The 23,828-nt window shown below is 33.7% G+C and carries 13 protein-coding genes; 7 read left to right on the forward strand and 6 right to left on the reverse strand.

Annotation, left to right across the window (positions count from 1 at the left end; genetic code table 11):
* Positions 1–1,311 (reverse strand): hypothetical protein, encoded by a 1,311-nt coding sequence (locus IPK88_18550; GenBank protein MBK8245433.1) that lies wholly within the window; start codon positions 1,309–1,311, stop codon positions 1–3.
* Between the two features lie 421 nt (positions 1,312–1,732).
* On the opposite strand from IPK88_18550, the gene corA reads away from it, so the two are divergent.
* Positions 1,733–2,776, forward strand: coding sequence for a magnesium/cobalt transporter CorA (gene corA / locus IPK88_18555; protein MBK8245434.1), 1,044 nt, complete (start codon positions 1,733–1,735; stop codon positions 2,774–2,776).
* Between the two features lie 37 nt (positions 2,777–2,813).
* Here the strand turns inward: corA and IPK88_18560 are convergent, their stop codons facing one another.
* Positions 2,814–2,975: a hypothetical protein gene (locus IPK88_18560; GenBank protein ID MBK8245435.1), complete on the reverse strand. Its 162-nt coding sequence runs from the start codon at positions 2,973–2,975 to the stop codon at positions 2,814–2,816.
* A gap of 463 nt (positions 2,976–3,438) precedes the next feature.
* Positions 3,439–4,950 (reverse strand): lysine--tRNA ligase, encoded by a 1,512-nt coding sequence (gene lysS / locus IPK88_18565; protein ID MBK8245436.1) that lies wholly within the window; start codon positions 4,948–4,950, stop codon positions 3,439–3,441.
* A gap of 364 nt (positions 4,951–5,314) precedes the next feature.
* Here lysS and IPK88_18570 point away from each other — a divergent pair, with 364 nt between their 5' ends.
* From IPK88_18570 to IPK88_18580, 3 genes are all read left to right on the forward strand, one after another.
* Positions 5,315–10,171 carry a gliding motility-associated C-terminal domain-containing protein gene (locus IPK88_18570; protein MBK8245437.1) on the forward strand — a complete coding sequence of 1,619 codons (4,857 nt, stop codon included), beginning with the start codon at positions 5,315–5,317 and terminating at the stop codon, positions 10,169–10,171.
* A 335-nt stretch (positions 10,172–10,506) separates the two neighbouring features.
* Positions 10,507–12,465: a M1 family metallopeptidase gene (locus tag IPK88_18575; protein MBK8245438.1), complete on the forward strand. Its 1,959-nt coding sequence runs from the start codon at positions 10,507–10,509 to the stop codon at positions 12,463–12,465.
* Positions 12,466–12,468: 3 nt separating this feature from the next.
* Positions 12,469–13,329: a hypothetical protein gene (locus tag IPK88_18580; protein ID MBK8245439.1), complete on the forward strand. Its 861-nt coding sequence runs from the start codon at positions 12,469–12,471 to the stop codon at positions 13,327–13,329.
* 25 nt (positions 13,330–13,354) lie between these two features.
* Here the strand turns inward: IPK88_18580 and IPK88_18585 are convergent, their stop codons facing one another.
* Positions 13,355–13,852, reverse strand: a complete 498-nt coding sequence (locus IPK88_18585) for a heme-binding domain-containing protein (GenBank protein MBK8245440.1) — start codon at positions 13,850–13,852, stop codon at positions 13,355–13,357.
* Positions 13,853–14,352: 500 nt separating this feature from the next.
* On the opposite strand from IPK88_18585, the gene IPK88_18590 reads away from it, so the two are divergent.
* Positions 14,353–15,519 carry a hypothetical protein gene (locus tag IPK88_18590; protein ID MBK8245441.1) on the forward strand — a complete coding sequence of 389 codons (1,167 nt, stop codon included), beginning with the start codon at positions 14,353–14,355 and terminating at the stop codon, positions 15,517–15,519.
* 320 nt (positions 15,520–15,839) lie between these two features.
* Here IPK88_18590 and IPK88_18595 read toward each other — a convergent pair whose 3' ends face one another.
* Positions 15,840–18,167: a T9SS type A sorting domain-containing protein gene (locus tag IPK88_18595; GenBank protein MBK8245442.1), complete on the reverse strand. Its 2,328-nt coding sequence runs from the start codon at positions 18,165–18,167 to the stop codon at positions 15,840–15,842.
* Positions 18,168–18,535: 368 nt separating this feature from the next.
* Between IPK88_18595 and IPK88_18600 the strand changes: the two genes are divergently transcribed.
* Both IPK88_18600 and IPK88_18605 read left to right on the forward strand, forming a co-directional pair.
* The gene (locus IPK88_18600) at positions 18,536–18,790 is read left to right on the forward strand and encodes a hypothetical protein (GenBank protein MBK8245443.1); all 255 of its coding nucleotides are present in this window, start codon (positions 18,536–18,538) and stop codon (positions 18,788–18,790) included.
* 17 nt (positions 18,791–18,807) lie between these two features.
* On the forward strand, positions 18,808–19,230 hold the full coding sequence (locus IPK88_18605) for a PIN domain-containing protein (protein MBK8245444.1): 423 nt from the start codon (positions 18,808–18,810) through the stop codon (positions 19,228–19,230).
* A 58-nt stretch (positions 19,231–19,288) separates the two neighbouring features.
* Here IPK88_18605 and IPK88_18610 read toward each other — a convergent pair whose 3' ends face one another.
* Positions 19,289–23,362 carry a response regulator gene (locus IPK88_18610; GenBank protein ID MBK8245445.1) on the reverse strand — a complete coding sequence of 1,358 codons (4,074 nt, stop codon included), beginning with the start codon at positions 23,360–23,362 and terminating at the stop codon, positions 19,289–19,291.
* Positions 23,363–23,828: the final 466 nt, after the last annotated feature.

The following is a 23,828-nucleotide window of genomic DNA, read 5'->3' on the forward strand; positions in this document are numbered from 1 at the left end:
TTATAAATTTAGATTTCGAATAAGTGTTATATATGAGATAAAAAATTTGAGTCTGGATGAAAAATCCAATTTGACATCCAAGTTCATTTGTGGATATCTCGATTGATTCTGCTTTAAAATGGCTTTTACTTCAGATTTAATTGGATACTCCCATTTAGCAATATCATCTGTCTTATTATAAGGAGTTGTAAATCCTAAATCTGAAAAATATTTAGGCTCAACGATTCTATAATATAAATGGCTTAACTCAGCTACAGGCTGCGGCAAGGCATAATTATAAAGACAAAAGCCAATCAAATAACCACAAATTGCGAATATTACAAAATCATGCTTATTTTCTTCATACCATAGGATGCCTTGTAATTCAGTATCAAAAATTTGACAAATACTTGCAAAGGGAACCGATGAGTTCATTTCAAAAGTATGGGTAACATGATACAATTCTTTGTAAAAATCATCTTTACTTATGTCTTTAAATTCCAATATTTTAGATTCTAATGAATATACTTTACTTAGTGCGTTTTCATCAGGTTTATCAAAATAGTTGAGATGAGCTTGATTAATAATTTCTGCAACTTTTGACTCAGGCTTGATTAAATAATCCAATTTGTAAATAGCATCTAAGTAAATATAGACCAATGCGCCAGGGAATCTATCTCTATTAAGTGTACCTAAAACACCTTCTGCTGTTATGATGTCAATCACTTGATTAAAAAATGTCCATTTAATCGATTTTTGTGCTTTGTCGATATCAATAATATGGTTTACATTAATTGGAACAAGCTGTTCAAAGGCATTAATTAAAATATCATCTTGTTCGTCTGCTAATAACGCCATTTCTTTTAAACCATTAAAAATCTTATATGGCGAGGCTTCCTCAAGATGACTGTCAAAAACCAAGCACAAATGCTGCTCTTCATCCAATGTGTAACGAGCGTATTGTAAATCGAAATTGGTTTCTAATGCTTTTCGCATAAAACCTACATGCAATTCTTTACAAACGGCTATTTTAACTTCCGAATAAAATTGTAAATGATCTACTAATATTTTAATAACCTTAGAACCCTGAACCAATTCATACTCAAGCACATTTGAGTTTTGAATGGTTATAATATTATTTTGGTGAGCTGTATTTAAATATTCAAATAAAGACTGAATGCTACGCTTAAATTCACCTTGGTTAAAATAGTTAGTAGCTTGGTTCCATGCCTGAGTTTGCTGTGGGCTCAAAATCCCATTATAGCTTCTACCAAAAAGCACATCCGGTGTAACGCCAAGTTTATTTGACCACAAATTTTTCCAAAAACCCATAATTTGACTAGAATTCTAGGCAAATGTATCTCTTTCTGGTTGAATAATAGTGTCCAATTATCGAGTCTTTAAATACATTTTAAGTAACCATTATGTTGAAAGTTCAATCGGATTGCTGATATCTTCAATATTGCAATATTCCGCTTTAAGTTCATCAAAAAAAAGATCAGATATAGTGTCAGCGAAATGTTTGATATCTAAAACAAGGCGTTGTGCATTATTGCATCAAAGAAATAGGTTAAACATAAGGATGGGTATAGAAAGTTAATATCGGGATAAACATTAGATAAATGATTAAATCATTTGGTTACACATTAAATTTTCAATGATGTTAAATAATTACTTTTCATGATTATGAATAGCCTTTAATAAGTTTCATCGGAATGGTTATTATCATATAATTTTACATCAAAATAGTTCAATGTCAAAGCGAAAAAAAGCAGGATTATCTCCTGGAAGCATCATTTTTACTGGTCAAAAGCAATTAGAGCATCCGGAGATCATTAGTTTAGAATACGAAACTGAAATCGTTAAAAATATCAAACTAGATGATATCTTAAACAAACCCCAATCACTTCATACGAACTTATGGATAGATGTGCATGGGATTCACGATGTAGCATTAATTAAGGATATTGGAGACCATTTCATGATCCATAAATTGGTCCTTGAAGATATTGCAGATCCAAGCCAAAGGACTAAAATTGAACCTTATGATATGGGTATATTTGCCATCATCAATAATTTAAACTATGACGTTGAGGCAAAGCAATTGAAACAAGAACAAATTGCGATATTTTTTACTAAAAATTGGTTGGTTGATTTTCAAGAGCATCCTGATGATACCTTTTTGCCGATCCGTAATAGATTAATGGTAGAACACTCAAGATTGCGAACACTTCGGTGTGATTATCTATTTTATGCTTTATTAGATTATATAGTGGATTGCTATTTTTTGGTCACAGATGCCTTTGACGCTGAAATTACAGATTTAGAGGAAAAAGTCCATCTGGCGCATACTGAAGATTTAATCAACAGAGTGTACAAAATCAGAAGCAACCTTTTAAAGTTTAGAAAATTTATTTATCCACTACGGGAGGAAATTGGAAAAATAAAAAAATTAGAAGGCTCAAGTATCGAAACTTCTAACTTAATTTATTTTAGAGATCTAGAAGATCATATTACACATATCACTGAAATCGTAGACAATCAAAGAGAATTATTGAATGGTATTAAGGACTTAGCAATAAACCAGACCAGTCTTAACATGAACAAGGATATCAAGTGGTTAACGGTAATTTCTACGATATCCATCCCAATATTATTTCTAACAGGAGTCTATGGTATGAATTTTAAATTCATGCCTGAACTAGAGTGGCATTATGGGTACCTTCTGTGGTGGGTTTCAACTATCAGTATCATTTGTACCTTGATACTGTATTTTAACAGAAAAAAGATGTTCTAAATAAAATATTTAAAAATTCGAAAATAACTAAAATACCTTAACAGTAACCTAGATCTTCATCATTTTCTAAAAATTCACCAGCACGAGGTTTTGTTTCAACTTCGTGATCTTCATCTTTCTGACGTCCTTTGAAGAAGCCTTTTTTTTCTTTTGCCTTTTCTTCTTCTTTGGTGTTTTTGGATTTAAAAATGTTTCGCATGGAATAAGCTAATTAAATGTTCATGGATAAATACGTACAAATATATGAAAAAATTTATATATGTTAGCTGTATTTTAACAATACATTAATAACAAATACAAACCTTTCCCTTCTTAAATAAAGATTGCCTTAAAAATATGTCTCGATTTAAGAATAAAAGTCGATAAACCTTCCTCTAGTACAACTTCTGAAATGGAAAAATAATTCCCTAATATGAGAAAATTGACTGGATTATTATTTACCTCGAAATATAAAATATTATAGTTAATGGCGCTCAATAAGAAATCATCACTCGGCGATTTAAATTACCTCGTGAAGATAGATGACAATGGGTTCATCCTTAGTGCAAATGTAAGAAATTAATAATTAATGAGTCAGAAAAAAGTCAATAAATTTTTAATCTTAACAATTATTTCTTATTAGCCCTTACTTTTTCCAATTCATTTAGTTCAAATTAATAAAACTATAAGCGTTCGTGTTTCATTTGGGGGAACAACAATACCTCCTGGATTGCTTCTTGTCCAGTCAACATCATAGTCAATCGATCAATTCCAATTCCCAGTCCTGAGGTTGGTGGCATACCATATTCGAGTGCTTGTAAAAAGTCTTCATCCATTGCCATAGCTTCTTCATCACCACGTGATGCTAATTTCAACTGGTCCTCAAATCGTTCCCGCTGATCAATAGGATCATTTAATTCAGAATAAGCATTAGCAATTTCTTTACCATTCACATATAATTCAAAGCGCTCTACCAATCCGGGCTTCGATCTATGTTTTTTAGCTAATGGGGTCATCTCTATAGGATAATCGATGATATATGTGGGTTGAATTAAATTAGATTCTACGCATGCTCCGAAGATCTCATCGATCAGTTTACCCTTAGCCATAGTGTCATCGATAGCAATATGTTTAGATCTACAAAATGCTTTTAGGTCTGCTTCAGATTGGTGTTCAACATCAATTCCTGCATATTTCAATATGGCATCATACATGGTCAACCGAAGATATGGTTTTTTAAAATCAATATCATTTTGTCCAACTTTGGTCTGTGTACTTCCATTAACTGTAATAACAACCTGCTCTAACATCATTTCCACCATCTCCATCATCCATATATAATCCTTATAGGCAACATAAATTTCCATAGAAGTGAACTCAGGATTATGGGTTCTGTCCATACCTTCATTTCTAAACATTTTTCCAAATTCATACACCCCATCAAAACCTCCAACAATAAGTCTTTTCAAATAGAGTTCATTGGCAATTCTAAGGAACAAAGGCATATCCAGAGCATTGTGATGTGTTTTAAATGGTCTTGCAGCAGCGCCACCATGAATACTCTGAAGCACAGGTGTCTCCACTTCAAGCCAACCTTGTTGATCAAAATAACGCCTCATTTCATTAATAATTCGGCTTCGTTTAGTAAAAATTTCTTTGACATGAGGGTTTACTATTAAGTCCACATATCTCTTTCGATAGCGTTGTTCCGGATCCGTGAATGCATCATGTGTTTTTCCGTCAGCATCTACCTTAACGATGGGCAATGGATGTAAAGACTTTGACAAAAAATAAAATTCGGCTACATGCACAGATATCTCTCCAGTTTGTGTTTTGAAACCATAACCTTTTACCCCAATAAAATCACCAATATCTGTAAGTCGTTTTAAAACCACATTGTATAAATCCTTATTCTCTCCGGGACATATTAAATCCCTCCCAATATAAAGTTGAATTCTTCCTGTACTATCTTGAATTTCAGCAAAAGAAGCCTTTCCCATGTTCCGAATCATCATCATCCGACCTGCAATACTAATTTCCTTAAATTCATCCGGGAATTCTTCAAATCTTTCCTTAATGGTTTTTGCTGTCGTATTGATAACAAACATTTCTGCAGGGTAAGGGTTAATTCCCATAGCATAAAGTTCTTCTCGGTATTGTCGGCGAATTATTTCTTGTTCACTCAGATGCTGCATAATATTTACTTCTTTAATTAAGCGCGAAATTAATGCCTTTTTATTAAATATATAATTATAATATATATAATATTGATATTGAATGAAGTAATTTTTAGTGTATCAGGGTTATGCAATTATTAAACAGAAAATTAAACCCAATAGTTAAAACTTTTTATTATCCAAAACGAGTCATGAAGCAACGTTACTTCTAACAAAACAAGCTCTGAAAATAAGGCTCAACGCAATAAATTCAGCCAACTTAATCATTCAATGGGTGGTTACATTTATTAAATCTGACTAGAATCGATATAAAATATCTTAATATTTAGTTTACAGCAGATCAAAACAAATCATGTATCTTTGGTTTACAATTCATGAAATTTTGAAACATTTCATCCTGATTTTAGTACTATGTACTGGTTTTACTTTCATTAGTTGGGCTCAATGTCCTGAGATTACTAAAACTACAATAAACCCAAGTTGCACTCCATCATGTACAATGTGTGAAGGAGAAACATTTACTGTGACATTAATGGGCGGCGATCTTCCCAATAATGGTAAAATAGAATATTATTATAGTGACAATGCCGGATTTAATCCTTACAATGGTGAAGGAACAAAAATAGGTAGCGCTAATATTACAACTCCGGGACCACCTTGTCGAATATGTCCATCCCTATTGGGTTTTATGATTGATGCCTGTGGAACGGAACAAGACAATGAATTTATAATCATGTGGACCGGAAGCGGTTTCAATACCAGTAATTTCAATTTTAATTTTGATGCTAACAACAATGTCGGAGCTGGAAATGGTAATATTGGTTCCGGTTGTTCCATAGTGAGCGGTAATGCAGGTCTTGTAGGCGGTTGTATGGCGACCGCAGTTGGAAGTGGCTACAATTTACCAGCTAACGCTATATGGATCGTTTTTACAAGTGCTAATGCAAGTACGAATTATGACTTTTCTGCTGTTTGTGGATTCGATTTAAAAGTATTTGTTAGTAAAAGTAGTTGTAGTAGATCAATAGGTGGATTTTCTAACTCGACATCTACTGGCAATAGAACGCAAGGATTTACAATAACAGGATGTTCTTGCGGAGAAACTGTAACTTATAGTACAGATGATCCTGCTATGTTGGGAAATGGAGATAGTTGGGCAGGAGGTGTCTCGAATAATGGATGCTCTGCAATCGCTAATTCTCCTCCTGGATATACCCCAGCCATCAGCACCATTGATCCGTTTACTTATAAAATACCACCCGAATGGTGTGATAAAACATATGAAATTGTAGGTATCGTCAATCCTAAACCAAATCCTGCTTGTTGTGATGAAATTTTTACAGAACGATTCGAGGTTACTGTCAAATGCCCTAAAGCTTTTCCGTCAAAACTAGAAGCTTGCGATCTTGGAAATGGCAATGGAATTTTTACTTTGTCAGATGCCGAATCGGAAATAATTGGGATAGGTTCTGGTTCTGTAGAATGGTTTAAAGATATGGCTGGAACCATGAAGATTTTTTCTCCATATACATCAAATGCCGGAACTATTTATGCAAGGGTAATTGATGGAACTTGTAAATCACCTTTAGTTCCTGTTAAACTTATCATTCTTCCAATGCCTATTGCAAAGGCTTCTATGAGTGAAGTATGTGATGACGGTAACGGAATCGGTATTTTTGATTTAACTGCTTTAGAAAATAATATCACAGGAGGCAATCCTACGAATAAAGTAAAATTTTGGCTAGATAAAAATAAAACAATACCCGTAACATCACCATATCAAACTACAACAACGACCATTTATGCAACCACATGCAATGATAAATGTGAGTCCCAACCTGTAGATATTAAATTAACGGTTCTTCCAATATTGATCGCATTTACTGCTAAGGATTCATTGTGTGATGACGGAACCGGAAAAGCCAATTTTCAACTCACTAATTTAATCAATAAAATCACAGGTAATAAACCGGGACTTAAAGTAATCTTTTATGATGATAGTTTTTTAACCAACATCATCAACCCGCCTTTTCTAACAGGCTCTATAACAATCTACGCAACAACAACAGACACAAAATGTGAATCCAATCCTGTTAGAGTCATTTTAAAAGTAATCAAATTATCATCCATTCCTTTTGTTAGCGATAAATTATGTGATGATGGTTTTGGCAATGCACGTTTTGATTTAAAAAACATTCAAGATCTGTTAAGTCAGAATGACACCAGCATTCATATTAGTTGGTATGAGGATACGCTTGGGATGACTAAAATAAATCCACCCATAGTTATAAATAAACTTGATACCATATATGCCTTTGCACAAAATGGAAATTGCATTTCGCCTTACATCACCATCGTATTAGAAGCTGTAGCTAGGCCTAAAGCGAAATCTGTAACTTTGACGCTTTGTGCAGATAGCTCTGGACAAGCCATATTTGATTTATCAACCATTACCGATCAGGTTAATGAAGGCAGCGGATTATTTGTGGGATTTGCGGAAGACAGCTTGTTAAATAAATTGATTGGAAGAAAAGTATATACTTTTGGTGATACTGTGTATGGATTTACTTTGGATGGATCTTGCACATCAATAGCTGTACCTATCATTTTAAAAACTGTACAAGGCCCAATTATAAACAATCCAAACGATACCACCTTATGCGGAAATTATATAGTGCCAAAATTAAGTGGGATCAATTTAACATCAAATGCATCCTATTATACGGGCCCAAATCGAAACGGAACACAAATTTTTGAAGGTGATACCATCAAAACTTCCATCACATTATATCCTTATGATCAAAATGGTCAGTGTATTTATTTAGACAGTTTTGACATTATCATCAATCAACCAGTTGATGCCGGACAGGACCATATGTTGTCAATCTGTGAAGGGAGTATTGTAGATTTAAAACAACTACTACTCAAGGCTCAAAGTGGAGGTCAATTCTATGAATTAAAAACCAGTGGAACATTAAATAATTCGGCATTCAATTCATCAGGTCAAAATGGAAAAAGTTTTCAATTTTTCTACAAACTCAATGGAACCGGACTTTGTCCCTCTGATTCTTCAGAAATAAATATTTCAGTTGTAAGGACGGTATCAGCTGGATTAGACACATTGAATACTTTTTGTGAAACATCACTCATTAATTTAAGCAATTTATTGCGTAATGCTGATATTGGAGGCACATTTAATGATTTGAAAAATACCAACTCCCTCAATCAAAATATATGGGACTCCAACATATCGGGACCAGGACGTTTCGATATCAAATATGAAGTAGGTGATGGCATCATTTGTCCAAAAGATTCTTCACTTATTTCCATTCAGATTCTTCCATCCATTGATATCCAGATGCCCAGCAACATTCAAAGTTGTGATTATCTGGTACTGCCAACCATCCAAGGCAAAAATACTAACGGATCATGTTCCTATTATACTGGACCAACTGGAACAGGAATTCATTATCTTCCAGGAGATACAATAAGATCAAGTCAAAACCTATTTATTTATGGTTCAGCTATGGGGTTGTGCGCTGACGAGACCAATATTTCTATTAAAATTGATTCCAGTGTGAATTCTACATTCATCCAAAAAAATCTATGCAGCGATGAATTTTATGTAATCAATAATGCGAGATATGATATTAATCATCCAATAGGAAAAGAAATATTACAGAAACAATCCATTCAACAATGCGATTCAATCATAGACATACATCTTGATTTTTTACCTGAAAATATTACACAAAACACAACACAACTATGTGAACGGGAATTTATTATTATCAATAATGTTCGATATGATATTAAGAAACCTCAAGGCCAAGAAGTTATTAAAAATGGCTCAGCCAATGGTTGTGATAGTATTATAAATATTGATCTTAAATTTTTTAATTCAAGTCGTTCTACATACAATACTACCTTATGCGAAGGCACAAGCATCCAAATTCATGGAAAAACATATAATGAAACTACACTTACCGGAATTGATACTTTAGCTAGTGCTGATCAAAATAAATGTGACAGTATTGTAACTATAATGATTACGCTTAACAAACCCCATACTTTTCAATATCGAAATATAATATGTGAGCAAGATTCTATAATTATTAATGGCAATATATTTAATAAAAACAATCCTCAATTACAGAAGTCTTTAGCTAACGGCGCAAGCAACGGATGTGATAGTTTAATTGACATTCAAATACAATTCTACCCCACCCCTATCTCTTCATATAAACAAAATTTATGTGACAATCAATCTATAAACATAAACAATACAATATATAATAAACTAAATCCGAAAGGCACCGAAATATTAAAAAACGCCTCTGTAAATGGATGCGATAGCTTGGTAGACGTAGATTTAATATTTAAAAATGCAGTTACCACTTCTATTAATCAAGCCCTATGTGAATCTGACAGCATTCTGATTCATAATCAATATTATCATAAATACAAATTAACGGGAATAGACACCATCAAAGGGGGTGCAAACGGTGGTTGTGATAGTATATTGAATATAAATCTCAAACTAATAAAAAATGGATACTCATTCATTCAAGAAAGATTGTGTAAGGAGGAAACAAAATTTATTAATGGAAAGGTCTATGACATTAATCATCCAAAAGGTGTAGAAAACATTAAGAATGGTTCATCAACTGGTTGTGATTCAATAATAAATATAGACTTAGATTTCTTCAATCCCAAACTAAGCTACACCACAACCTTATCAATCATTCCCGGAGGTCAAGTACTCATAGATTTAAAGACTAATTTTATTCCCTATAAAATAGATTGGTCTCCAAATAATACACTAAGTTGTTCAAACTGCTTGAACCCCATTGCGAGTCCAACAGAAACTACGACCTACAACATAATACTGACAGATACTTCAGGTTGTAGCATTAGTGCTACGATAACGATTATAGTTGAAATTGATGATGATGTTTTTATTCCAAATATTTTTTCTCCTAATGGGGATCAGGTAAATGACATATTAAAAATTATAGCAAAGAATCCAAATCTGGAAATCCAACAATTTGCTATTTTTGACAGATGGGGTGCTACTTTGTATTTGGAGCAAAATACCACAATTGAAAATCACCATGGTTGGGATGGAACATTCAAAGGTAGTCAAGTAAATCCCGGCACATATGTATACTATATAAGTACCAAATTACCTGGAACTGATCAAAAGATATATACCGGAGATGTTATGATCATTCGTTAATTGGTATGATTATCATTTTTCAAATTTCTCATTAATCCTCATCATTTGTTGCAAGACAAAGAAATATTGCAACTGCTATTATTTCTAAAATCTGTAAATGCATTTGAAGCACCTATGAAAGAGCGCTGTTAAAATAATTGAAATACGTAATGTTGTGCTTATTACAACTTCGTATAATTAGATTATTCCTATATAATAGCAACTTGAATAGATATTATAATTTTATAAATATCAAAGTCTTTAAGTAATCAAATCAGCTTATCTTTACATTTAGTTGGATCCAATAAAATATGTCAATTCGTTATTGCCTCTATTTATTCAGTTTATATTTATTTATGCACCAGCAATTGTTAGTTGGGCAATGCAATCCATATTTTAATAAGGCATTAAGTTCAAGACCAACACATTATCAAATCGATGTGGAGCTCAACGACAGCACTAAAATGATACAATCTACACAGACTATCCGCTACATCAATCAAGGCTCAGTTGAAATTAATGATCTGCGATTTTACATGTACCTCAATGCCTTTAAAAATTCCAATTCCAGTTTTTTAAAAGGTACTTCGGCTATTTTTGGACAATCCTTTGCTAATAAACCAATAGATGAATGGGGCTGGATTGACGTACAAAAAATAAGTAGCACATATAGGGGCGCAGTGAGTGATTTGAGTCCTACATTAAAATATATTTCACCAGACGATAACAATCCAGATGACCAAACTGTATTGCAAGTATTTTTAGCCAAACCACTTCTTCCAAATGATTCGATCGTATTACAGTTGGAGTGGTCCGCAAAAATGCCTAAAACAATAGCCCGTTCAGGGTATAGTAAAGCGTTCTACTTGTTTTGTCATTGGTTTCCTCAATTGGGTGTTTTTGAAAAAAACAATGCGAGTGATTGGGCCTGGAATTGTCATCAATTCTTTAGATCTACTGAATTTTATGCAGACTTTGGTGTCTATGATGTAAACATCACTACAGATAATAAATTTAAAATGGTGGCCTCAGGATGCTTAATCAATGAATCGGCAAATGATGATCATAAGGTGACCAGAACCTATCATGCAGAAGATGTCATTGACTTTACATGGGCAATAAATACAGATTGTAAAATTACTGTAGATCGTTGGCAGGATGTCCAAATTAACTTGGTTCTTCCTGATGATTATTTAAATCAACGAGATCGGTTTATATATATTTTGAAATTCGCATTGGACTATTTACATCAACATGTGGGAAGTTATCCCTATCCAAGCATCAGCGTAGTATGTCCTCCTTTTCATGCATTACAATCAGGTTTAATGGAGTACCCTACCCTGATCACAACAGGATCTTTTTATGGTATGCCTCTAGGGATCAGAACTGTTGAATCTCTATTAGTTCATGAATTCGTTCATCAATATTTTATGGGGATGGTAGCTTCAAATGAAAAAGAAGAACCCTGGTTAGACGAAGGCTTTGCAACTTATTTTGAAGATCGGATTATAGATGCAGCATTTGGAGAAAAAAAATCATTAATAGATTATTTTGGTATAAGACTGGACAATCAAGAATTAAGTAGATTAGAATATACCAGAATGAAAAATCATAGAGAAGGGATAGTAGCCAGACCTGCCTGGTTGTTCACTGAATCTAATCGCAAATCACTCATCTATAGTAAAACAGCAACTACATTACACACTTTGGAACATTTTATTGGTGAAATAAAAATGGATCGATTCATTAAAAACTACTTTGAACAATGGAAGTTTAAACATCCTCGAGGTCATGATCTTATGGCTGTTCTAAAATCTTCATTAGACCAAGAAGTCGACTCAAGTCTTGCAAACCAAATGTATTCTTTCTTTCAACAAAGTATATATCAAGCTCATGTATTAGATTATGCAGTTACACAAATTTCTAATGAAGCTATTTTAGAACCCTTTGGATTATTGGATAAGAAATTAGATCAGACCAATAAACAAATCCAAAAAAATACAATTCGATCCAAAGTTACAATTGAAAGATTAGGCGATTGGATATTCCCGGTTGAAATTCAGATAAACTTTGAAGATGGCACATCAAAAAAAATTAATTGGTCCGGTATTGAAGGAATGAATGTTTTAGAATTCACAGGAACTACAAAAGTACTTTCTGCACAAATTGATCCCGATCAAAAAAATCTATTAGACATCAATCTCAACAATAATAGTCTTAGCATAAAGAATGACCCTGTTACTTTATGGAAATTTACAACTAAATTTATGTTTTGGATACAGAACTTATTCCAAACGCTAAGCTTCTTATTTTAAATCATGATAGAACTAATTTTAAAATCAATTAATAGAGCCATGAAGCAATGGCGGATTTTGATTTGGGTTTATTTCATTCAATTGGCGGTGGCATTATTTCTCGGTATACAATATCATGATATACTTCAAGATCGTTTTTCTTACTCCTTAGATTTTAGGAAATTGATATTACATTATGACCATACCATTATTAATGATTTTCTGAATACACATTGGCCGTCGATAACAAACCTATTTAATCAATTAAAATATCTTATACTCATTTGGTTATTGATAAGCATATTCCTCGATGGAGGGATGGTTTTTGCAGCCACACAAAAGGAACAACTCACAGTCAAGCAAGTCTATAATAAAGCCTCCACTTATTATTTCTTCTTTCTTAAAATGGCTATCATCTATTTGACCATTGCCGCTATATGGACAAGCTTGGTATTTTTTCCATTAGCCCTAAAACTTGAAGCATGCATCAGGTATTTCTCATCGGAAAAATATGCTTTGTGGTTGATTGCATTGATCATCATTATTTGGATCAAAGGTATGGCTGTATTATTTGCATGGTCGATATCAAGCCGAGTCATTAAACTAGATCAAGATGTTTCTATTTTTCAAAGTCTAAAATATGGATGGAATATTTTAATTAAAAACAAAACAAAAACTATATTGATATTAGTACTCCTGATCTTTATACACTTCATGCTATTATGGTTGTATATTACTTTGGAATCCAGCTCAGGAATGACAAGCCCACTTTTAGTATTTATATTTTTTATTTTACAACAATGCTTTGTTTTTTTACGGATTGGACTGCGTCAGAGCGTATATACCGGTATTGCCCTTTTACATCCATCAAAACGATTGGAGTAAAATGATAAAAACTAAGGTAATTAAATTATTTAATTCTCTTTTTCAGCACCAGACTGTCAGCAGGATATTGTTCTGCAATCAAATTCATTTGTAATTGTGCCCATGATGTAATCACTCCTCTCTGGGCATCAGTCAATTTAGCTTCAGGATGTAGGCCAAAATAAGTATATGATTTCAATGGCATCTCCCCTTCTTTGACTTCTTCTAAAATTTCTTCAAATTTATGGTTTTGCCGGGCAATGGAACCATTTGTAAATGTTGAAAAATTGAGACCTCGTCTGGCTTCTGAAATGTGGTTATTAAGCCACCACCCAACTGGTTGAACATAACTATACCAAGGATATGTAACAACATTGGAATGGCAATTGTAACAAGCATTTTTTAAGAGGGTCGATACTTCCTCAGGCATATTATATTTGGTGCTCATATGAAAAGTCTCATCGCTTTTGGATGTTTTATCGATCTGGATAAATTGAATCAAAATGAAAGCAATGGCTAATACTTTTAAAATTTTTCTTAACATTATATTTATTTTTTACAAAGCGTCTATTAAACCTATAAAAAGAACGATTAAGGTACCAATTAAAGTGTTCAAAGTCCCTAATAATGCAAATTCAATTATCACAAATTCCTTACAAAGATAGAATAAAAAAGATACTAATTCTCTATGACACTAATTAACTCAAGCTATCATCCAAAAAGCTTGAAATCATCAAATCCTAAGAAACGGAACACAAACTTGAAATCAGAAATAATATTCCTGCTATCAGGATTGCATAAGTAAGAGGAATTAAGCATTCAAGTCCTATATAATACCATTGAATAAAATAGAATATTTAAGAAACTCTAATAACAATCAACAAAGAAGTTTTTCACTCATTAAAAATGCGCAATCACTTAAAAACATTTATTTTTACATCAAAAGGCAAAACCAAAACATGAAGACAAACTTGTCCGTTTTAATTGACATTTTTATTCGTAATTCAATTTCCTGTACTCTAAAAAACTTAATTAGATCCAAATATGATAAACTTACGAAATATTCTTTGGGCAAGCATTTTACTTCCTGTCTTTTCACAAGCACAAATTATCTATGGAAAAAATAATTTCACTGCTTACCAGAGAGGTCGATTACCCATCATTATTTCTATCCCACACGGCGGAAATATTGCACCAGCGAACATCCCGGACCGCACCTGTAATAATCCTACAACCGTTACAGATGCCTACACCATAGAGCTAGGTCGCCAGATTGACAGTAGTTTATACCATTTAACCGGATGCCACGCACATGTTATATTCTGTCATTTAAAACGCACTAAACTCGATTGTAATCGAAACCTTGATGATGGTGCTTGTAGTAATCTTGAAGCTGAAAATGCATGGATGGAATTTCATAAATTCATTGACACAGCAGAATTTTTAGCACAACAGGAATATCAGGGAAAAGCATTATTTATTGACCTACATGGTCATGGGCATGCTATTCAACAACTTGAATTAGGTTATTCCCTGACGGCAAAGCAGTTAGACCAAACGGATAGTTTGCTCAATTCGACAAGTTATATCAATTCCAGTTCTATACGAAATCTTGTTTCGAAAAATATCAATGGATTCAGTCATGCAGAATTAATCCGAGGTCAATTTGCCTTAGGCTCCTTACTGACAAATGCAGGCTATCCATCTGTTCCAAGCTTTGCAACACCTACTCCAGGTTCCAATCCTTATTTCGATGGCGGTTATAATACACAAAACTATACGAGCAATCTTGCAGGGAATACGGTTGATGGTTTACAAATAGAATGCAACTACACGAATGTCCGTGAAAATTATACAACCAGAAAAGTATTCGGGGAAGCATTGGCAAAATCGATATTAAGCTATTTAGAGATTCATCAAAATTTAATACTTACACAGTGTTCATTAGTAAATGCTACATTAACAAAGGAAGGCAATCCTTACTATTTGTATACCAATACTGCAAATCAATCGATGTACTTCCAATTCCATAATCTGAATCTAATTGGAAAGCAATACTTATTGCATAATTATCTTGGAGCTGAAATCAGGCGTGGCATCATTAATACGGAAAATCAAATTCAAATAAACCATCCCTTATCTTCAGGAATTTATTTTATTTCTATTTATGATATGAGATTTACCGCTCCTATTAAAATATTTGTAAAATAAACATATTGTATTCTTTACTCGTAAGGCACAATTTTAAAACTTCTCATTAATGATTTCTTTGGGCACAAGTTGCAAACTTGCGCCAGCAGTTGGAATTTCCTAAGACATAGGTTGCATTTGTCCCGACCGAAGCGTTGGAAAACTTGCCATCAATGATTTCGTTGGGCACAAGTTGCACTTGTCCCGACCGAAGCGTCGGGAAACTTGCGCCAACATGGGATAAACTTTTTTATTTAAATTTGAAATATGCTCTATCCATATTACTATGGATAGAAGCATATCTCCGTTAATTTATTGAAGTCAATTAAAATAAATTACTATTATTCAAGTATTAATTTTTTAGTTTGTCGTTTTCCATTTGACTGAACTTGTAATACATAGACTCCTTTGGCTAGACCTGATAAATCAATTTCATGAATTGACTTTGAATCTATAATTGGTGCATGTAAAATTGTCTTTCCTGACATATCCATGATGTTTATAAATTCAATATTTTTATCTGATCCAAAACTAATATTTAATTTTCCGGATGAAGGATTTGGATAAACTTTTAGCAAATCATTGTTGGTTTCATTTTCAACTGCTGTTGCATTTCCAAAATAAATGGAAGCAAAAACACTAGACTGAATGTCTGGTTCGCATTCACTATAAAGAAATAGCTCAAGATTTGGATAAGAAAGCGGACTATTTGCAGAGAGTTGTTTTACTTCGACGATTAAGTCTTGTAAGCAAGAATTCGCAGGAACCAAATACGTTTGCCCTAAGTCATTTCCATTCAAAGGCACTCCAGAAGCTGAAACTACTGCACCATTTAGATTCGATGTCGCATTTAGTTTTAAATTATAGCTTCGGGCCTCATTAGATTCATTGCAAATATCTAATTTAAATGTTGCAGAAGATCCAATTGGATTTTTTAATGAAGTTATACGGTCATTAGTTGTGCCGTCATGTTTCAATTTAGGTTGATCTCGTTGATAGCCACCTTGATAAGGGCATGAACTTTTTGTCGAAGATTCTAGACGGAACACTGGTGTGCCAAACATAGGGTCTCTTACGATTTTAACATCAAATTTATCACCAGCATCATCATCAGTAAGGGTATATTTTACCATCTTCTGAGTTTCCTGAGAATTAGTGGTTGTATTGCCATATCTATGTTTGTTCGTGTATTCGTATCCACCTGAAACACCTGAACCAGCTACTTCAACTAGGGCAGCTATACCCACTGAAGCCTCAAGATAATTTTGAACATCTAGCGTGTTTGTGTTAACTACGGTTATTCCTGATTCTTCTGTAATAGTAACCCCTTTGCCAAATGTAATATTTTTAATTAGAGAGTTAGATGGATTGTCCTTATTTGCTTTGTTCATGGCTAAAATTTTCTCCCAAACATCTGCTTGATTAGCTGCTAGATTTCTGGCCTTAACGGTGGTGTCTGTTCTTGCTGATACAGATCTCTGATAGGCTATATCATCTAAGAGTTGTTCCTCAGTCATGAAGAAAGTTCGTGCATTGCTTGACGGAGCGTAAACTAATCCAGAATCTAAAGAGGTTAAACAGGTTTTAGCATCCTGTCTAATTATTCTGTAAATACCATAATCGAGGTCAGTACCATAGCCCATAAATACATCTCCACTTCCTTTAAGACCGATCATGGCACCGGTAGAAAAGCCTTTGGTCATCGTAACGCAAGTCTGATTGGCATTGCTTTTAATAGCTAGATCACCGGCTGTGAGCTTAGCACTAAATGTCACCGAAAACTCAAAATCAGTAGTAACAAACAAACCTGCTGATCCAGCAATACCTATTTTAACCGCTACATCGGCGTTGTGTACGGATTCTGTTTCTAAAGTAGTTGAAAATTCTCGGCAGGAGGTTTTGGTCTCAGCTGTTTCTGATGAGCTTCCATCACCAGGAGGAGCATGCAATACCATATAAGGTACCATGGGTTGAATGGCTTTACCGAGAATGGCAACTGGTTCGTCCAACTGTCCTGAAACGATGGTTGGAATAAGAATTGGGTTTGTGTAAAAATAAAGGTTACCTTGTGGTGGTTGCCATAGCCATCCTTCTAAAGGCAATCTTACATATCCTAAATAGGATCCTTTGGTAAATGTTACACCATACTTTTTTGTAAAAATATTACTATTCCTATCCTCTTTCCAATCCTGAATAACTTTAGCTCCTGTAAAAAAAGTTGCACTTTCAGTTTCAGAACCTGCATTAATCCAATCTTGGGCGGTCCCACTTGGCCTTGGAGTATTGGAAAAATATTTGGAATAATGAAATTCCACAGTGATCTCCAAAGTTTTGCCAGCTTCAGCTCTAAATCGCTTGGCACCGTTAGAAAGTTTAGCCTTTGCTAATAATCCTTTATAATCGACATGATCTATTCCAGAAGGAACTATTAGTTCCGGTTGACCACATACACCACCTGGCTGACTAATGATGTAAAAAACGGTGTCAGAAACGTATTGATATGGACTGGCTCTTGGGGTTATATATTTAAAAACCACGGATTGTGACTTTGTAACGATTACATTAAAGAACATAAGTGCGATAAAAAGCAGTAAGAACCTTGAATGCCTGAGTGAATAGTAAAAATGTAACTTGGTTTTTTGTTTTAATTGTTGTAATAATGACTTCATAAAAATTGTTTTAATTAATGATTAAATAATGTATCCAATAGGTCTTTATATTGATTTTAGCAGTTAATACTAAAGTCGATCTATTTCCTTTTTTAATGACATGACAAAGATCTGACTGGGCTGAATGGAGGGCTTCCTCTGAGGGTTCAGGATTTACTTAGTATGGTGCTGGTAAGTTTTTTCTTTACTTGCTATGATGCATTTAAGACAGCATTTTTTGCCTAACTTATTGATTGTCAAAAATATAAATGTTGCACATGTGAGGAAATGAAATTCTTAACCTTAAAAAGCGTCAATTCATTAAATTTTTAATCAAAATCTATTTTAATTAATAAATTGTACGTATATTTGTCTTATAAGTAGTACGTATGTCCACAAAATTAACATTGCTTGTTGAAGAAAGCGTCATAGAAGAAGCTAAATTATATGCTAAGAAACAAGGTAGAAGCATTTCAAATATCGTTGAAGAATATTTAAAAACTATTACAGCGACAAGTAAAAAAAGTACTACTGAATTACATCCAGTAATTAAGAATTTGTGGGGAAGTGTAAAAGTGAGTCAAAAAAATATTGACTATAATCATTTATTGCAAGATGCCTTGTTGGAGAAGTATCTCAAATAGACTCAATAATTGAACGAATGAACATATTTCTTGACACTAACCTAATTATCGATTTTCTCACCAAGAGAGAACCCTATTCAGAAGACATTAAAGATATATTTCAATATTCAGTGGAAGGTAAATATGAATTATTTATCTCTTCAGTTACGGTTACGAACACGTATTACATCATTAGTAAGTTGGTAAATGCTTCTTTTGCGAAAAAAAAGCTTGAACAATTAATGGAATTGGTTAATGTATTAAATGTTGGAGAGTCCACTATCGTGAAAGCTTTAGATTCCAAATTTAAAGATTTAGAAGATGGTGTTCAAAGTTTTAGTGCAGAAGAAGGCAACTTAAAAATAATTTTAACTAGAAATGTAAAGGATTTTAAATGGAGTAATTTAACTGTTTTAACTCCAAAGGAATTTCTGAGTAGTGAACCGGAATCAAGTTTATAGTGTGATTTTCAAGATACTGTGAATTTCAAAAATTCCGCTTTTTCTAATAACTTTAACTTTAGCTCCCTCTTGTCTTCATAGGCCTTTCACCAAATTCGTCCAGATATGCATCGGAAAAATTATTCACAGCAGAATAACCAACCTGATATGCAATCTCCGAAACACTAAGCTGAGTAGTTAATAATAGATTTCTACCATGATGCAATCTAATAGAACGGATCAACAAACTTGGTGACTTATCTGTCAGTGCTTTGATCTTTCGATAGATTTGACTACGACTCATGGATAGTGCGCGTTCTAATTGTGGCATTTCAAAATCGGTATCTGATAAATTCTTTTCTACGACAGCTCTGAATTTCTGTAAAAAAGCATCTTCGATATCTTCACTGATTATTTCTTTTACTTCAGATTTGAGCCAGTTGTTTTGCTGGAATTTAGCTTGCAAAAGTCGTCTTGAAGCAAGAAGGTTTTCTACAGTAACAATGAGTTCTTCTTGGTGAAAAGGCTTTGAGAGATAAGCATCGGCACCTTTTCTAAGTCCAGTTAATCTACTTTGAATATCTGCTTTGGCCGTTAGAAGTATTATTGGAATATGGCTGGTTTTTTCATCTAGCTTTAATTTTTCCAATACATCAAAACCATCTTTTATCGGCATCATAACATCACTAATAATGATATCGGGAATAGTCTCTAATGCTTTGCCAATTCCTGCTTGGCCATTAAATGCAAAATCAAGTTGAAATTTTGTCTGCAAACAAGCTGTAAGATATTCAACCACATCAGGGTTGTCTTCAATTAATAAGATTTGAGAAAATAAAGATTTATCAGAATCATTATCTGAATCATTAATATTTTTATTAGATAATTCTAAATTAGGATGTAAAACTTTATTCAAATCCAATGTTTGAATTACTAAACTAGAATCTTTGATGCCCTTATTCGTAATCGGAAGTCTAATGCTAAACTTTGAACCAACTCCAATTTTACTTTCTACATTAATAAATCCACCCATTGCTCTTACTAATTCATTGACGAGGGATAAGCCAATTCCTGATCCACCTGATTTTGTGTGTTCCTGATTTTTAGCCTGAAAAAAACGTTCGAATAAAAAAGGAATTTCATCTTCAGGAATTCCAACACCTGTATCTGAAATAGATAAGTGAAGCCAAGATCCATTCAGATCAGCTTTCAATATTATTTTTCCGCCTGATGGGGTAAATTTTATTGCATTGGAAAGTAAGTTATAGGCAATTTGCAATATTCGTTCAGGGTCGTAATCCATTTCGATTTTAACTTGGTCACTTTCAACTCGCAATAATAAATTTTGAGCATTAGCTAATGAATGCAAACTCTCCACTATATATTTTAAATAAGCCAGAACATCGCCATGGATATAATTAAGTTTTAACGTATTTGATTCTAATTTAGATAAATCCAGAATTTGATTGATCAGGCGTAATAAATTGTCTCCATTCCGTTTGATTAAACCAATTTTCTTGATCTGATTTTGATCTTTCACATCATTGACTAACTGTTCGCTCATTCCTAATATTACCGTAAGTGGTGTTCTAAATTCGTGGGTGATGTTGGTAAAAAATCGACTTTTAAATTCATCCATTTCTTTCAATCGTAGTGTTTCCTGTAGTTTAAGTCGTTGACGAAAACGAAAACGATAATACAACACCACAGCTCCTGCGCCTAAAGCGATATAAACCAAGTATGCCCAAAAAGAAGCAAACCATGGTGGGCGAATGATAAACTTAAGTTCGGCGGGATGTGAACTCCATGTACCATCATTATTGCTGCCGTCTACTTTGAAGTTATAAGTGCCTGGAGCGAGATTGGCAAATTGCACACTATTTTTATTTCCAAGCGAAACCCATTCATTGTCCACACCAACCAATTGGTAACGATACTGGTTTTGCTCAGGATTGGTGAATTCCAATGCAGCAAATTCAAAACTAATTAAGTTTTGATCGTGAGCAAGGGAAATGGACGATTTATCTGAAATGACATACTTCTTATTGTTAACTTGAAAACCGACGATATGGATAAGAGGTACATGATCATTGAAACGGAGACTGTCAGGATGGAACACTGTTAATCCATTCACACCACCGAAAATCATAGTACCGTTGTGGGTTTTCAAATAACTCGGACTGTTAAATTCATTGGCTTGCAAACCATCTGCCACTGTGAAGTTTTTAGTGGTTTCTGATCGAACATCGAATCGGCAAAGACCTTTATTAGTACTCAACCAAATAAATGGCTTACCCTTGTCTTCTGTTAAAATACCATACACGACATTATCGGGGAGCCCTTGTCCCTTGTTAAATTGTCTAAACTCGCCTTTATGTTTGTCAAGACGGTTCAAACCACCATTTTTAGTGCCCACCCAAAGGTAGCGATTGGGTTCACATGGATCATCAGCGACACACAGCACAGTATTGATTGAAAGTGAATTACGGTCCGAGGGATTATTCAGGTATTGTTTGTAAAGATATCCAGACTGGGTTGGGGTCGCCTTCGTAAGACCTTCAAAACCGAAAATCCATACTATACCGTCGTGGTCTTCGTACATAAAATGGGAATTTTCGGATAGCTGTTTTTGGGGCTTGTCAAAAGGAAAATAATCGCTTATTTCCTTGTCGCAATCAAAGCGCTCTAATCCTTTTTCATTGACAATTAATAATTTTCCATTCCGATCAAATAGTAGCGCAATGCCCTTACTTGGATATGACTTTACTTTTTTAGTCAAGGCATCTTTGCGATACACGATGGATTTGGATTTGTTAAGCTGCCAAATATTACCTGCTGTATCAAAAGCAAAATCTTCATACTTATTATCACTAGCTATAGACACATCGCTATTTGGCAGGCTTCGGTCAAAAGTTGTTGAAAGAAATTTTTTTTCAGGAACGCCTGAAATGTAGAGAAATCCCTGCGGGTCTTCTTTCAACATACGATGGGCTGTTCCTGGCAACACGGTTTTGAATTTATTACCTTTTTCATTGATTTTTAATGTACCATAGCCGCTGGTACCTATCCAAATCAGATTGCTTTTGTCTTTTAAGAAATCATTGAAACCAAATGCATCATTGTTTTGGTGGTACAGAAATTCCAAGTCAGGTTTGCCATTTGCAATGAACTCTGATGGCTTCCATTTTTGAATGATTTTATCACGATTTGTCCAGAAACAACCTGTGTCATCAAATACAAAGTCCGGTGATTCAATCCCCACTAATTGATCTTCACGGTAACTCACTTTATCAGCTGTCTTCCATATCCAAACCGGTTTTCCATTGAGTCTGCTTCCTTGCAACAACCAATCTCCATCTTTATTTTCAGCCATCCTATAAATACTGAACCCAGCCAATGGTAATTCTGGATATAACTTCTGTGACACAGGGTCAAAGCGCAAAAGCCCTTGTGATGAACACAGGAGCAATTTTTTTCCTAGAGATAAAAAAAGTGAATGAATAACTAGTTTTTCGTCTGATTCGCTGTTTACATTTTCAATTGGAATAATCATGAAATTTGGTTCAATATGGGCCTCCCCTTGTTCTATTGCCTTTGAAAGTAAATCATTTTGAATATTAATCTTCCACAACCGATATTGGTCAGAAAACCAAATGGATCCATCCACTGCCTCAACGATGCTATTTATATGATCGTAATAAATATTTTCACCTTTGTGATTTATATGAAAAAAAAGTCCTCTTTTAGGGTCTAATACATCCATACCATCCTTAAACACTACCCATATTAACCCACGGCTGTCTTCAAAAAGCAATCTTATTTCGCTATCACTAATAGCAAACGGATTGAAGGGGTCTGGTGTATAGACTTCGAATCGGATACCGTCGTACCGATTCAATCCATCCTTGGTTCCTATCCATATGAAGCCATCTCGGCTTTGTATTATATCTAAGATCAATCCTTGAGAAAGGCCATTATTGACTGATATTTGATCAATTTTAATATTGGATTGTCCACTTGAAAACAAATAATTGAAAAATAAAAAATAGACTAATAGTACTTCTCTAAAAATCGTCTTCAATTCTTTATAAAAAACATTCGATCTACCCCTATCAGAGTATATGCTAATCGTCTGTTTTAGTATTCTTTTCAAAAAAATGATTTGTTCAATTTTAATTTCCAAATGCAGAATGAAATATTTACATCTTTGGCTTATTCGACACGTATTAACAATGAAAATTTTGACAAATATACAAAGCTATATCTTCAAAAACTGATAAAAGACGTCTATAAATCAACATGTAATTATATGAACAAAGGATTAAAACAATTTGATCTTAATCTAAAGCTTAAATCAAATCACAAATTATGGAAAAAATTATTGACCATCCGAGTTGAGTACATCCCTCGATTACGGCATTCATGGTTTTAACATTTTTATCAATTTGTCATTTAATCCTAAGGACTGAAATGCATTAAAAGTAAGTATTTTAAAATCTATTAAAAAAGTATATCTGACTATTCCTTTACTAAAAAATAAAATTTGAAAATTCAGATTAAACTTAACATCTATATGATCCTTATAATAAGGGACAATTATCTTACAGTTTGAAAATTTA

The organism is Candidatus Defluviibacterium haderslevense (assembly GCA_016712225.1).
Classification (GTDB): domain Bacteria; phylum Bacteroidota; class Bacteroidia; order Chitinophagales; family Saprospiraceae; genus Vicinibacter; species Vicinibacter haderslevensis.

Coding starts and splice junctions, on each gene's coding strand:
- IPK88_18590 (MBK8245441.1), top strand. CDS start 14,353: ATGATAAACTTACGAAATATTCTTTGGGCAAGCATTTTACTTCCTGTC.
- lysS (MBK8245436.1), bottom strand. CDS start 4,950: ATGCAGCATCTGAGTGAACAAGAAATAATTCGCCGACAATACCGAGAA.
- IPK88_18595 (MBK8245442.1), bottom strand. CDS start 18,167: ATGAAGTCATTATTACAACAATTAAAACAAAAAACCAAGTTACATTTT.
- IPK88_18550 (MBK8245433.1), bottom strand. CDS start 1,311: ATGGGTTTTTGGAAAAATTTGTGGTCAAATAAACTTGGCGTTACACCG.
- IPK88_18575 (MBK8245438.1), top strand. CDS start 10,507: ATGCACCAGCAATTGTTAGTTGGGCAATGCAATCCATATTTTAATAAG.
- IPK88_18605 (MBK8245444.1), top strand. CDS start 18,808: ATGAACATATTTCTTGACACTAACCTAATTATCGATTTTCTCACCAAG.
- IPK88_18560 (MBK8245435.1), bottom strand. CDS start 2,975: ATGCGAAACATTTTTAAATCCAAAAACACCAAAGAAGAAGAAAAGGCA.
- IPK88_18585 (MBK8245440.1), bottom strand. CDS start 13,852: ATGTTAAGAAAAATTTTAAAAGTATTAGCCATTGCTTTCATTTTGATT.
- corA (MBK8245434.1), top strand. CDS start 1,733: ATGTCAAAGCGAAAAAAAGCAGGATTATCTCCTGGAAGCATCATTTTT.
- IPK88_18600 (MBK8245443.1), top strand. CDS start 18,536: ATGTCCACAAAATTAACATTGCTTGTTGAAGAAAGCGTCATAGAAGAA.
- IPK88_18580 (MBK8245439.1), top strand. CDS start 12,469: ATGATAGAACTAATTTTAAAATCAATTAATAGAGCCATGAAGCAATGG.